15 protein-coding genes are annotated in these 12,339 nt (G+C 33.2%); 5 read left to right on the top strand and 10 right to left on the bottom strand.

Annotated elements, in window-relative coordinates:
• Positions 1 to 9: 9 nt before the first annotated feature.
• Positions 10 to 294, bottom strand: a complete 285-nt coding sequence (locus tag ISP71_00390) for an antibiotic biosynthesis monooxygenase (GenBank protein ID MBL6662537.1) — start codon at positions 292 to 294, stop codon at positions 10 to 12.
• Positions 291 to 1,076 (bottom strand): SAM-dependent chlorinase/fluorinase, encoded by a 786-nt coding sequence (locus tag ISP71_00385; protein MBL6662536.1) that lies wholly within the window; start codon positions 1,074 to 1,076, stop codon positions 291 to 293. The genes ISP71_00390 and ISP71_00385 overlap by 4 nt, the downstream gene beginning before the upstream one ends.
• 109 nt (positions 1,077 to 1,185) lie before the next feature.
• Here ISP71_00385 and ISP71_00380 point away from each other — a divergent pair, with 109 nt between their 5' ends.
• Together ISP71_00380 and ISP71_00375 are read left to right on the top strand one after the other, a co-directional pair.
• The gene (locus ISP71_00380) at positions 1,186 to 2,130 is read left to right on the top strand and encodes a PhoH family protein (protein ID MBL6662535.1); all 945 of its coding nucleotides are present in this window, start codon (positions 1,186 to 1,188) and stop codon (positions 2,128 to 2,130) included.
• On the top strand, positions 2,123 to 3,073 hold the full coding sequence (locus tag ISP71_00375) for a phosphoribosylaminoimidazolesuccinocarboxamide synthase (protein ID MBL6662534.1): 951 nt from the start codon (positions 2,123 to 2,125) through the stop codon (positions 3,071 to 3,073). The genes ISP71_00380 and ISP71_00375 overlap by 8 nt, the downstream gene beginning before the upstream one ends.
• 27 nt (positions 3,074 to 3,100) lie before the next feature.
• Here ISP71_00375 and ISP71_00370 read toward each other — a convergent pair whose 3' ends face one another.
• Entirely contained in the window at positions 3,101 to 3,820 is a 720-nt protein-coding gene (locus tag ISP71_00370; protein MBL6662533.1) for a pirin family protein, read from the bottom strand.
• Between the two features lie 60 nt (positions 3,821 to 3,880).
• On the opposite strand from ISP71_00370, the gene ISP71_00365 reads away from it, so the two are divergent.
• Both ISP71_00365 and ISP71_00360 read left to right on the top strand, forming a co-directional pair.
• On the top strand, positions 3,881 to 4,348 hold the full coding sequence (locus ISP71_00365) for a MarR family transcriptional regulator (protein ID MBL6662532.1): 468 nt from the start codon (positions 3,881 to 3,883) through the stop codon (positions 4,346 to 4,348).
• Position 4,349: 1 nt separating this feature from the next.
• Entirely contained in the window at positions 4,350 to 4,538 is a 189-nt protein-coding gene (locus ISP71_00360; protein ID MBL6662531.1) for a hypothetical protein, read from the top strand.
• Here ISP71_00360 and ISP71_00355 read toward each other — a convergent pair whose 3' ends face one another.
• The 6 genes from ISP71_00355 to ISP71_00330 are packed head-to-tail and all read right to left on the bottom strand — an operon-like array spanning position 4,539 to position 9,737.
• Positions 4,539 to 5,177: a YggS family pyridoxal phosphate-dependent enzyme gene (locus ISP71_00355; GenBank protein MBL6662530.1), complete on the bottom strand. Its 639-nt coding sequence runs from the start codon at positions 5,175 to 5,177 to the stop codon at positions 4,539 to 4,541. It abuts the gene before it with no gap.
• A complete protein-coding gene (locus tag ISP71_00350) occupies positions 5,178 to 6,407 on the bottom strand; it encodes a DUF1015 domain-containing protein (protein ID MBL6662529.1) in 1,230 nt (409 codons plus the stop codon).
• A gap of 38 nt (positions 6,408 to 6,445) precedes the next feature.
• Positions 6,446 to 7,402 carry a D-2-hydroxyacid dehydrogenase gene (locus ISP71_00345; protein MBL6662528.1) on the bottom strand — a complete coding sequence of 319 codons (957 nt, stop codon included), beginning with the start codon at positions 7,400 to 7,402 and terminating at the stop codon, positions 6,446 to 6,448.
• Positions 7,402 to 8,469 carry a 3-phosphoserine/phosphohydroxythreonine transaminase gene (serC, locus tag ISP71_00340; protein MBL6662527.1) on the bottom strand — a complete coding sequence of 356 codons (1,068 nt, stop codon included), beginning with the start codon at positions 8,467 to 8,469 and terminating at the stop codon, positions 7,402 to 7,404. Before serC ends, ISP71_00345 begins: the two co-directional genes overlap by 1 nt.
• A gap of 38 nt (positions 8,470 to 8,507) precedes the next feature.
• Positions 8,508 to 9,389 carry a hypothetical protein gene (locus ISP71_00335; GenBank protein MBL6662526.1) on the bottom strand — a complete coding sequence of 294 codons (882 nt, stop codon included), beginning with the start codon at positions 9,387 to 9,389 and terminating at the stop codon, positions 8,508 to 8,510.
• Positions 9,390 to 9,737: a 4Fe-4S dicluster domain-containing protein gene (locus ISP71_00330; GenBank protein MBL6662525.1), complete on the bottom strand. Its 348-nt coding sequence runs from the start codon at positions 9,735 to 9,737 to the stop codon at positions 9,390 to 9,392.
• 55 nt (positions 9,738 to 9,792) lie between these two features.
• On the opposite strand from ISP71_00330, the gene ISP71_00325 reads away from it, so the two are divergent.
• On the top strand, positions 9,793 to 10,806 hold the full coding sequence (locus tag ISP71_00325) for an acyl-CoA reductase (protein ID MBL6662524.1): 1,014 nt from the start codon (positions 9,793 to 9,795) through the stop codon (positions 10,804 to 10,806).
• Here the strand turns inward: ISP71_00325 and ISP71_00320 are convergent.
• Positions 10,803 to 12,287: a hypothetical protein gene (locus ISP71_00320; protein ID MBL6662523.1), complete on the bottom strand. Its 1,485-nt coding sequence runs from the start codon at positions 12,285 to 12,287 to the stop codon at positions 10,803 to 10,805. The genes ISP71_00325 and ISP71_00320 overlap by 4 nt on opposite strands.
• Between the last annotated feature and the right edge of the window lie 52 nt (positions 12,288 to 12,339).

Here is a 12,339-nt window from a genome sequence, read left to right as displayed (position 1 = left end):
GCAAAAATATTAAATCTCTTCAAGGCTCCAAGCCTTAGCTTTATTGGAAAATAGAGGTTTTGTTTTAGACCAAATCTCTTTGAATGTGTTAGACTCTCTATATCTATTAAGAGAGTTTTCAGAATCCCATATACTGTAGGTGAAAAAGATATTTTGAGTATTAATATCTTTTAATAACTCTACAGAATGGCAGCCATCAAAAGTTGTGATTTTATCTTTATTTGTCTTAAAAATATTTACAAAAGCACTTACATTCTCTGGCTCAAACTCCATTTTTACTATGCGCTTTATCATTTAAATTCAATTCTAACGGTATCGTTAATATGTAGTCCCATTAAAGAAGATGCAGAGCCATTATTAATGGATATGGTCAGGAAATCTGTTGATATAAAAAGTGCAACAGCGTCTCCAGCTTGTACTTCATTGTACTTTCTTTTGATGGTGTTTAATGAGTAGTGTTCTTTACTACCCAAATTTATGGTATAGGCTCTACCTTTAGCAATATCTTTAAAAAGACGTTGGCTAATGTTGGTTATAGCATTGCCATAATGATCGATATGAATGATTGAGCCTCTAATAGAATTTTTATCGTGTAAAGCCTCTAGTTTAGCAAATTCTTTAGAAAATTGTTTGATTTCAGTTCCTATAATCTCTAATGTACCTCCTCTAGCAATATGACAAGCTGCCTTGGCAAAAACATCTTTCACAGGAAAGTTTTCATTATCAGAATCCCTAGTGGTAGTTATTTCAACAATTTTATCAGGTTTTAAATCTAAAAGTAAAGAGAAAATTCCGTTGTCAGTACCTACAAAATAATGTCCGTTAGCATAAACCGCAAGGTGACTATTATCCTCGTTAGTTTCAGCATTTACACCAATAATATGTATGCTTCCAGGAGGAAATTCTTGATAAACATTTTTAAGAACAAATGCAGCATGTATGATATTAAAAGGGGGTATGTCGTGGCTAATATCTACAATATTAGCATTGTCTAACTGCCTTAAAATAGTCGCTTTTACTGCGCTCACGTAATGGTCAACTGTGCCTAAGTCTGTGGTTAGTGTAATTATTGGCATAATATTGAGCAATTAATCCAATTAAATGTCTTAAAAAGTTGTTATTTTGTGCCATCAAAAGTAAGTATAATTTTTGCTGATTCGTCATTAATATAATTGAGCATAATACATGGGTGAAAAAATTATAGATTTAGGAGGTATTAACCCTCTAGATATTTATGGTTCAAATAACAAGACTTTGTCTTTCATTCTAGATTTCTTTCCAAAGATAAAATGTGTAGCTCGAGGCAATACACTAAAACTTATAGGTGACGATGAATCCATACAAGCATTTGTTCAAAAATTTACTTTGATGCTTGAGCATTTTAGTAAATATCAACGTCTTACGCATAGCAATATAGAACGTATAATATTAGAGGATAGTGCTGTGTTAGAAGGAGATAACGATACTTTGGTTCATGGTCCTCACGGAAAAATAATTAAAGCTAAAACCGTTAACCAGCGTAAGATAGTTAAAGAATCTCAAAAAAACGATATGCTTTTTGCTGTAGGACCAGCAGGAACAGGAAAAACATATACCGCCGTTGCTATTGCTGTTAGAGCTTTAAAAAATAAAGAGGTCAGACGAATAATTTTATCAAGACCTGCCGTAGAAGCAGGAGAGAATTTAGGGTTTTTGCCAGGTGATTTAAAAGAAAAGTTAGATCCATACTTACAACCACTTTATGACGCTCTAAGGGACATGATTCCGGCAGAGAAGTTAAATGAATATATAGAACATAGAATCATAGAAATAGCACCATTAGCTTTTATGAGAGGTAGAACTTTAGATAATGCATTCGTAATATTAGACGAAGCTCAAAATTCTACTCGTCAACAAATGAAAATGTTTCTTACAAGAATGGGTAAATCGGCTAAGTTTGTTATTACAGGAGATGAAACACAGATAGACTTACCATCTAAACAACCTTCTGGTCTGTTAGAGGCTTTGAAGGTGTTAAAAGGCGTGAAAGGTATCAGTGTTGTCAAACTAGACGACAAAGATGTTATTCGCCATGAATTAGTGAAAAAAATTATTAAAGCATACAAATCAAAACAAGACAAAAATGAGTAACAATGTAATTATTAAAACGGATTTTAATTTTCCAAACCAAAAAAACCTTTACAAAGGAAAAGTAAGGGACGTATATAGTATTGGAGATGAGCAATTGGTGATGATTGCATCGGATAGAATATCAGCATTTGACCATGTTCTTCCCGAGGGAATTCCATACAAAGGGCAAGTACTAAATCAAATAGCTTCTAAGTTTTTGGACGCTACTTCTGACATTGTCCAAAACTGGAAAGAATCTACACCAGATCCATCGGTAACCATTGGTAAAAGATGTGAGCCTTTTCTAGTAGAAATGGTAATAAGAGGATACCTTACAGGACATGCTTGGAGAGAGTATAGAGACGGCAAACGCATGTTATGCGGTGTACCTATGCCAGATGGTATGGTTGAGAATCAAAAGTTTGAACAACCGCTAATTACACCTACTACCAAAGCAGAAGTAGGGCATGACGAAGATATTTCTAGAGAAGAAATACTTGCTCAAGGTTTAGTTTCAGAGGAAGATTATATCTTATTAGAGAAATATACTAGAGAACTTTTTCAGAGAGGAACAGAGTTAGCAGCAGACAAAGGGCTTATTCTTGTCGATACTAAATATGAATTCGGTAAAGATGCTAATGGTGAGATTACTCTTATTGATGAAATTCACACTCCAGATTCATCACGTTATTTTTACATAGAAGGCTATGAAGAAAATCTAAAAGCAGGAAATTCACAAAAGCAATTATCTAAAGAGTTTGTTAGACAATGGCTCATAGAAAATGGTTTTCAAGGTAAAGATGGTCAAAGTATTCCTGAGATGAGTAAAGAGTTTTGTGAATCTGTTTCGGAAAGATACATAGAGCTTTTTGAGCATATCACTGGTGAGAAATTTGTCAAAGAAGACGTCTCAGATGTTCTCAATAGAGTAGAACAAAACATTTCTAACTATTTAAGCAAATAAATCAAAGGCCCCAGAACGGGGCCTTTTTTAATAAACAGGATAGGATAGGGTTACTGGAGACTTTATACAGAGCATTCTTCCATTAACCAAAACTTCATAATTCAATGATTCTTCATCTTCAACGATAAAAAAACCATTTTCAGAAACATGGACTTGGTGTATCATTAATTCGCCTTCTATAAGATAGAAAGAGTAGTAAAATTCTTTTTCAATTTCCATTTGAAACTTACCGACTTGTAATGCTATTTCGGTGATTTCAATCTTTTCACTTTCTAATTGAACAGGGGAGTCTTTACCAACTATTGTAGTAATATTATTAGTTTGTGGCAAATCTTTGCCCTTAATGTCTAGATATTTAGCTGGATGACTTAATGTTTTTCTTAAGTCGGGATTAAACCAAATCTGAAATATTTCTGACTCACTTTGCATTGCCTCAGCATGAGAAATGCCCGAGCCTGACTGAATTAACTGAACATCGCCTTTTTCTAACGGTATCCATTCTTTAAGTAGGGTGTCATAATGCTGTATATTGCCCTTTAATACAATTGACATAATTTCAAATCCTCGATGTGGATGCAAACCTATAACACTGTCTTTTTTAGCACTTGCGTGTGCCCAGTAGAATAAATTTGAATAGGGTTTTAGTTTTCCACCGTCTTGTGGAAAGCCAATTGGTTTATTTTCAATGATGTCACCACCATTAAATTCACCGTATGCTTGATTACTAATGTTGTAATGTTTAATCATAGTCTAAATATACAAAATTAATTGTATATACATATAATGTTTATACATATATTTGTATTTATGAGTTTAGAACAATCCATTTCCCAATCAAAGTTTGATTCAGAGCAAGAAAAACTTACAATAAATGTTATCTATTCAGCAAATCTGTTGAATTTAATAACTAGTCGTTTGTTTAAACCTTATGACTTATCACCTCAACAGTATAACGTGTTACGAATTTTAAGAGGGCAGAAGGGCAAATCTATTGCTTTAATGGATATAGAGCATCGAATGTTAGATAAGTCTTCTAATGTATCTAGATTAGTAGATAAGTTAATTTCTAAAGATTTAGTGAACAGAAGTGTATCTACTAAAGACCGTAGAAGAATTGCAATTATTATCACCTCAAGAGGCCTATCTGTTTTAAAAGAAATAGATGTGATTTTAGCTGATATGAATTCCAAGATAAAAACCATAATTTCTGATGAAAATGCTAAACAAACAAATCGTATTTTAGACCAATTAAGAGAAATAGCACAATACTATTGATATGACGAAAAAAACTAGAATTATAAATAAAGTAGAAGTTGAGGATTTAGATAAAGCTGTAGAGCTTAAAGTAATTACAAAATGTCCAACTAAATGGATATTAATTGATGAAGAAACTGGTCAGGTTTATAGGGGTTCTGAAAATAAAGAAGTTGGCAAAATGTGGGAATTAATTAGTAAGCAAAAGTAATTATCGGTTACCAAATATAGATGAGCCAATTCTAATCATATTACTTCCTTCTTCAATGGCAATATCATAATCGCCACTCATTCCCATAGATAGGATAGATAATTTATGAAATTTACTTTTAGCTTTTTCAAAAGTGTTTTTTAGGGACTTAAATTCACTTCTTATTTGTTGTTTATTATCTGTAAAAGTTGCCATTCCCATTAATCCATCAATGCTGACGTTAGCTAGCTTCATTTCCAATAATTCTAAAGCCTCATCTTCGTTCAATCCAAACTTACTAGACTCTTGCGCAATATGAATTTGCAAAAGGCAGTGAATCACTCTATCATGCTGTTTAGCTCTTTTATCGATTTCAATTAATAGCTTTTTAGAATCTACGGCGTGAATAAGAGAAACAAATGGTGCGATGTATTTTACTTTATTGGTTTGAAGATGACCTATCATATGCCATTGAATATCATCTGGTAGAATAGCAGACTTTTCGACTAATTCTTGAACTTTATTTTCTCCAAATATGCGTTGACCTGCTTGGTATGCTTCAAGAATGTAGTTTGTAGGTTTTGTTTTAGAAACAGCTACCAATTGAACCTTTTCATCTAAATCAAGAAGTATATTTGATATGTTAGTTTTAATATTCATTTAATCCTCAAAATCATAAATTAACATACCGCTTCTTAGTTTGGGTTTAATATAAGTACTTTTAGGTGGCATAGATTCACCTTGGTCGGCTACTTCTTTTATTTGATTTACGCTTATTGGTTTTAGCAAAAAAGCGGCTTTAAATTCTCCGGAATCGACTTTTTGTTGAATTTCCTCTAAGCTATGAGTGCCATCAATGAATGACATACGTTTGTCATTTCTTGGGTCTGTTATACCTAGAATGGGGGCTAAAATATTATTTGATAATATAGCTGGGTCTAATTTTTCTACACAATGTGTTCTATTGACGTATTCTTCTTTGGCAATAAGAGAATACCATTTTTTAGAAATATATAGTGAGATTTCATCTTTTTGAGTTGGTACTAAAGCCTTTTGAACTTCCTTAAGCTGATATTTTTTCTTAATTTGAGTTAAAAAGTCTTCATCAGATAGGTCGTTTAAGCTTTTAAGAAGTCTGTTAAAGCTAATTATTTGCAATTGGTCTTCAGCTATAAGGTAACTCATGCAATATTGTGTATTTGAGTTGTTTATATTTTTAGACTCTTTAGCTAGTAGGCTAGAAGAAGCAAATCGATGATGGCCGTCAGCTATGTATAGATTTTCAATTTCACTAAATGATTGTTCAATTGATTGAATGTCTTTTTCATCATTGACCAACCAAAGTTTGTGTTGGGATTTATTAGTGGTCGTAAATTCGTATTCGGCTCTAGTTTGAGCATAACGCTTTATAATCTTATCGATGGATTGATGATTAGGATAAGTTAATAGAACGGGTTCAGCATTAAAGCCTGTGGTTTGTAGGTAAGTTTTGAACAGTTCTTCTCTTTTTTGTAGGGTTTGCTCGTGTATTTTAATTTTGCCATTTTGATAGTCCATAACGGAGGCTGCACCTATTATTCCAATAAATGAATTTCCGTCCTCATTATCTTTTTGGTAGATGTAGAAATTATCAGAATTATCCTTTTTGAATATTCCTTCTTTTATAAAACTATTGAATTTCTCTTTGACAAGTTTAAATTTTTCGTCATTGCTATTAACCTCATATCCAGCTGAATAATCTGGGTTGATGATGTGAAGAAAAGTATAAGGGTTGTTTTCAAGTTTTTCAACGAGTATTTCTTTAGAGTAGCTAAGATAGGAACGACTAGCTACTAGAGAGACTTTATCTCGACTAGGACGTATTGCACGAAAAGGGACTATTTTTGCCATAGTAATACAATTTTAAAGGCTTTTAAGGGGGGGGCAAATTAGTTAAAATAAGATACTATCTTATCGGCTAACTCTTTACCTACTCTATCTTGAGCTTCATTGGTCGCTGCACCAATATGTGGTGTTAAAGAAACATTGGACTGCATTAATAGTTTGATTTTAGGTTTAGGCTCATTTTCAAACACATCCAAACCTGCAGATGATATTTTGCCACTATCTAAGGCACTCATTAAAGCATCTTCATCTATAACGCCACCTCTAGCAGCATTGACAATTCCTACGCCATCTTTCATCATTTCTATTTCTTTCTCGCCAATAACAGCTTTATCAGAAAGTTTAGGAATATGAAGGGTGATGTAATCACTTTCTTTAAGAACATCATTAAAGGAAACCGTTTTTATATCAAAATTGGCTGTTTGTCCATCAAAGAAATTTAACTCAACTGTAGCATTTTTGATGAATTTATCATTAGCAATAACTTTCATACCTAGTCCAATAGCTCTTTTGGCCACTTCTTGACCAATTCTTCCAAAGCCAATAATCCCTAGTGTCTTGCCTTTCAACTCTGTACCTTTAGCATAAGCCTTTTTCAATTCATTAAATTTAGAATCTCCTTCTAATGGCATTTGTCGATTAGAATCGTACACAAAACGTACCATATTAAATAGGTGAGAGAATACCAGTTCAGCTACTGACTCAGAAGATGCTGCAGGAGTATTAACCACTTCTAAGCCTTTGCTTTTAGCATAGTCTACATCAATATTATCCATTCCAACACCACCACGACCAATCATTTTTAAGTTTGGACAAGCGTCAATAAGTTCTTTTCTAGCCGTAGTAGCCGATCTTACTAATAAAACACTAATATTCTTTTCATTAATCACATTAGCCAATTGCTCTTGGGCTACTTTTTGAGTTATCACTTCAAAACCAGCAGATTCTAAAGTGTCAATTCCTAGTTGTGAGATGCCATCGTTGGCAAGTACTTTTGTCATTATCCTTTTCTTTCTAATTCGTTCATTATTTCTACTAGAGCTTGGACACTCTCTAGTGGCATAGCATTGTACATAGATGCTCTGTAACCACCTACAGAACGGTGACCTTTAAGTCCATTAATACCACCATTAGCACACATTTTATTAAATTCTTCTTCTAGCTCTGTATTAGTCAATAGGAAAGTAGCATTCATAGTCGAACGGTCTTCTTTATTAGCACTTCCTTTAAAGATTGAGCTATTGTCAATAGTTTGGTAAAGTAAATCTGCTTTTTGCTGATTTACTTTTTCTATCCAACTAACACCACCATTCTCTTTCAACCAACGCATTGTAAGCATGCTTACATAGATTGGAAAAACCGGAGGAGTGTTGAACATACTTTCCTTGTCTATGTGTGTTTTATAATCTAGCATAGTAGGAATTTCTCTACCAGTGTGTCCTAATATTTCATCTTTTACAATAACTAAAGTAGTCCCTGCAGGTCCCAAATTCTTCTGTGCTCCAGCATAAATTAAGTCAAATTTAGAAACATCAATTTTCTTACTGAAAATATCTGATGACATATCACAGACGGTAACCACATCTGTTAGTGGAAACGCTTTTATTTGCGTACCAAAAATAGTGTTGTTTGAAGTGCAGTGAAAATAATCTAAATCAGAAGGAATAGCATAATCTTTAGGGATGTAGCTATAATTCTTGTCTTTGGAACTAGCCAATATTTGAGTATCACCGAACAATTTAGCTTCCTTGATTGCTTTTGATGACCAAACTCCTGTGTCCAAATAGCCAGCTTTTCCGCCAACTTTCATTAGATTGCTAGCTACCATCAAAAATTCCATACTAGCTCCACCTTGTAAGAATAAAACTGAATAGCCTGAAGGCACTTCTAAAAGTTCTTTAACGAGTTGTACAGCCTCCTCCATAACAGCAACAAAGTCAGCACTTCTATGAGATATCTCTATCAAGGAAAGGTTTAAATTATTGAAGTTTAAAATGGAAGATGATGCTTCTTTAAAAACTTGTTGGGGTAGAATGCAAGGTCCTGCACTAAAATTATGCTTTTTCATATTCGAAATATTACGTATGCAAAAATGCAGTTTTCTTTTTACTTAGGAAACAAACCATTGTCAATTTTTTTGATGTTTGGAACATTAACTTTTTGAGGATTTTGAATATCTTCTTTAAACTTAAAGGTGCCGTTTTTCAATTCGAAAGCATTTATGCTACCGTCAGGTATGTAGAAGTCGTATAGTCCAGTCAAATCCTCGTTAATGGGGGTTAGGTTTGGAAAAACTATGCTTTCTATATCGTTATTGAATTGTACAGAAACAGCAGCGTCTTCTCTATATTCTAAAATATATCTATGAAAACGTTCTTTTTTATAGCGAAAAATAGGAGCACCAAAGGTCAAGGATTTTGAAATCGAAAGGACGTCCATAATTTTCTTATTACTTCTTTCATCGTTACCATCCCAACCAAGCAATAGGTAATAGTCTTTTTTACCTCTTTTAAATGGTGTTAGACTGTAATACAAAGCACCAATCCATTGACTATTGTTTAGTTTTAGCGAATTTGCAGATTTAACTTCTCCTTCTAGAGGCTTGAGATATTCTACTTTGTATTCTTTTTTGTTGTTGTAATACTGAACAATAGCAAAGTATTTATTGATGTTATTGGAAAGCGGGACATACCAATTTATTATCCTTAATTTTCTATTTTGTGAAGTGAGAATAGGAAAGGTCGTTAACATTTCAAAATCGTACTTCATGGATTTAGGATTGTCAAGTACCAAATCCCAAAGTTCAATGAAATCAGCATTGGCTTTTAACTTTTCTTCATCGCTTTTAGCGTTTTGTAAAAGGGGAGCAATTTTTTGAATTTCAGATTCATAGTATGCAAAATCTGTTTTTTGGGCTGAAACTGAAAAAGAAAGCAAAGTAAAAATCGATTGTATAAAAATGGCTTTATGTAACAATCGGTTTTTCATCTAAGAATGTAAAAAGTCTTTTTTAGATAATAGTTCTTCTTCTGTCTCAACATTATCCTCATCAGGAATACAGCAATCTACTGGACAAACTGCAGCACATTGAGGCTCATCATGAAAACCTTTACACTCAGTACATTTGTCAGTAACTATATAATAAACGTCATAATCGACAGGTTCTTGTGAAGCATCAGCATCGTAATCACCACCACTCTTAGGTGTTATGGTACCAGATAGGGTAGTGCCATCAGAGAAATGCCATTCCATACCACCTTCATAGATAGCATTGTTTGGACATTCAGGTTCACAAGCACCGCAGTTTATGCATTCATCAGAAATTTTAATTGCCATTTTTTTAACTAAAAAAGGTTAATAGTTTTATTTTGCGGTACAAATATACTAAGAAATGATAATAGAAGATAGAATAAAGGCTTTTGAAAAATTAGGTAATTTTTTAATGGATTTTTGTGATGAAAATTCTAATTCAAATCATCCTTTAGAAACCATCATACAATCCTCATCTTCTTATAACGGTTGGTTTACATCGAATAACATAAAGTCTTCTATATCAGCTATATGCAACAATTTGAGTTCTACTAAACTATCCTCATGGTTATCTTCATATTCTATTCCTGTTGATGGAAAAAAGAATGTTTCTATTATAATGGCTGGTAATATTCCATTGGTTGGTTTTAATGATTTTCTATGTGTTTTGATGAGTGGGCATAGGGCTATTATCAAACTATCATCTAAAGACAACCGTTTATTTTTACCAATCATTGAAGAGTTGATAAAAATTGAGCCACGTTTTAAAGATGATATTAAGTTAGTGGAAAAAGTTGAAAATTTCGACGCTGTTATCGCCACAGGAAGTAATGAATCCTTCAAGCATTTTGAATACTACTTTAAAGATTATCCTACTTTGTTAAGAAAGAGCCGTACTTCTGTAGCAATTCTAACAGGAGAGGAGAGTTTAGATGAAAGAAAAGCATTAGCTAATGATATCTTCTTATACTATGGTTTGGGTTGTAGAAATGTAACCAAACTTTATGTTCCTAAAAATTATGATTTAAATCTCTTGTTTGAAGTCTTTTTTGAATACCAAGATGTGGTCTTGAATAATAAATACGCTAATAATTACGATTATTACAGAGCCATATACATGATGGGTAATCATAATATCTTAGAAAATGGTTTCCTTATTCTCAAAGAGGACAAAGCCTTGCATTCTCCTGTAGCAGTCTTAAATTACGAGTACTACGATGAAATAGAATCATTGGCACTTCAACTTGACGAATTGAAAGAAGATATTCAATGTATTGTAGGCAAGGGTTACATTCCTTTTGGTAAGGCACAACAACCTGATTTAGAGGATTATGCTGATGGTGTTGATACACTACGTTTTCTTGAGTCTATCTAGTATATTTTCTCGTATGCTCCAATATCTGGGTTGCCGTCTCTGCTATTTCCTAAAATATCTAAGGATAAAGTATTAGTCAAAATCGAGGCTTTACCAGCATCAATTGCAATGGAGTTATCGCTAAGTTGAAAATCTTGTTCTTGTGGATCAAGAAAAATAAAAGAACTACTATTTACTTTAATACTATTTGTCTGGTTCAAATTATTAATTGACGAGTCTTGATGAAGTTTGATTAAACAATGGTCAAAAATATAGTTGAACTCACTATTAGAATTATTTTGTAATTCTATTTCATGGGCAGCACTTCCGTCAATAATACAATTGGTGAAATGAGCCTGAATCAATGGTCTCAATTGAATGTTTTTGTTGATGTCTTCGTAATAGTTATTCATCAATAAAATGGGTGTATTTCTACTACCATAAGTGTAGTAATTAGCAAAGGTGCAGTGGTCAAACTGATAGCGTCCTCCAATATTTAACACTAGATTGTATCTGCCACAATTTCTAATAAGATTGTTGAAGCCAGTAACATAACTGCCTTGAGCAAAAAGACCGATGTCACTCATATTTTCTATGATGGTATTATTAACTTTCAATGTGGGTTCACTAGAACTACCTAATGTATCTGCTTTAATACCGACTGTTCCGTTTCTGATAATGGCATAGTCTATAGTGCTGTTTTTGCTTCCAGCACATAGCCATATTTGACTCCATTGACCCGGTGCATCTTGATACCAATCTTCCAATCTATCGCCTTGAAAAACAACTTCATTACCCAAGCTACCATTGACAGTTAAGGTGCCTCCATCATTATTAGCTCCTAGAATGGGATTGCCAATAAAAAGCCCAGAGTTAGCGTGACAGTAGATTTGCGCGCCTTCTTCTATAGTTAGGGTGGCGTTAGGCTCTACTATAACATAACCGTATATAACGTGGGGTTTTTCATTAGTCCAAGTGGTGTTTTGTGATATGGAATGATATCTAAAATTTATGGTATCCTTATCAGCAATGAACAAATTATCAGATGGTGTATAAAAATTAGCATTTTGACCAAAGGCTACCAAATCAATAAGTTGTGTTTTTCCATTTGTAATAAACTCTAAACGATTACTAACTAAGAAAGGAATATTTTGGTTGTTTGGGTTTATGGTTACTTCAATAAATATGAAAAGACTATCATTAGGGGCAATTTTTATATTTTGGCTTTGTTCGATGGGCATACCATCTACATTTATCCTGTAAACATCAGATAGATTATCTTCAGCTAGGCGAATGGTTTCTATGGTTACAGGGTTGTTATTATTATTGTAAACTACAAACTTTTTAGTAGCACTACCAACTGTCGTGAAGACCGTATCGAATAATATAGAATCATTAGAAAATGAAAGCTGACCAGGACCACTTTCTGCGAAAAAGTCTTTTCTGCAAGAGCTAAATGCTAAACAGATTAGAATTACAATGAAAAAATTTCTTATTGCCATAGAATGATTGCAAATATAACATAAACGTTAGTCCATCAATAATAGTATGGTA

Source organism: Flavobacteriales bacterium (assembly GCA_016779995.1).
Classification (GTDB): Bacteria; Bacteroidota; Bacteroidia; order Flavobacteriales; family UBA7312; genus UBA8444.
Note: the sequence above shows the minus strand (reverse complement) of the source record. Positions and strands in the feature narration are given on the sequence as shown.

Coding starts and splice junctions, on each gene's coding strand:
- serC (MBL6662527.1), bottom strand. CDS start 8,469: ATGAAAAAGCATAATTTTAGTGCAGGACCTTGCATTCTACCCCAACAA.
- ISP71_00345 (MBL6662528.1), bottom strand. CDS start 7,402: ATGACAAAAGTACTTGCCAACGATGGCATCTCACAACTAGGAATTGAC.
- ISP71_00330 (MBL6662525.1), bottom strand. CDS start 9,737: ATGGCAATTAAAATTTCTGATGAATGCATAAACTGCGGTGCTTGTGAA.
- ISP71_00390 (MBL6662537.1), bottom strand. CDS start 294: ATGATAAAGCGCATAGTAAAAATGGAGTTTGAGCCAGAGAATGTAAGT.
- ISP71_00380 (MBL6662535.1), top strand. CDS start 1,186: ATGGGTGAAAAAATTATAGATTTAGGAGGTATTAACCCTCTAGATATT.
- ISP71_00320 (MBL6662523.1), bottom strand. CDS start 12,287: ATGGCAATAAGAAATTTTTTCATTGTAATTCTAATCTGTTTAGCATTT.
- ISP71_00360 (MBL6662531.1), top strand. CDS start 4,350: ATGACGAAAAAAACTAGAATTATAAATAAAGTAGAAGTTGAGGATTTA.
- ISP71_00365 (MBL6662532.1), top strand. CDS start 3,881: ATGAGTTTAGAACAATCCATTTCCCAATCAAAGTTTGATTCAGAGCAA.
- ISP71_00375 (MBL6662534.1), top strand. CDS start 2,123: ATGAGTAACAATGTAATTATTAAAACGGATTTTAATTTTCCAAACCAA.
- ISP71_00370 (MBL6662533.1), bottom strand. CDS start 3,820: ATGATTAAACATTACAACATTAGTAATCAAGCATACGGTGAATTTAAT.
- ISP71_00350 (MBL6662529.1), bottom strand. CDS start 6,407: ATGGCAAAAATAGTCCCTTTTCGTGCAATACGTCCTAGTCGAGATAAA.
- ISP71_00385 (MBL6662536.1), bottom strand. CDS start 1,076: ATGCCAATAATTACACTAACCACAGACTTAGGCACAGTTGACCATTAC.
- ISP71_00325 (MBL6662524.1), top strand. CDS start 9,793: ATGATAATAGAAGATAGAATAAAGGCTTTTGAAAAATTAGGTAATTTT.
- ISP71_00335 (MBL6662526.1), bottom strand. CDS start 9,389: ATGAAAAACCGATTGTTACATAAAGCCATTTTTATACAATCGATTTTT.
- ISP71_00355 (MBL6662530.1), bottom strand. CDS start 5,177: ATGAATATTAAAACTAACATATCAAATATACTTCTTGATTTAGATGAA.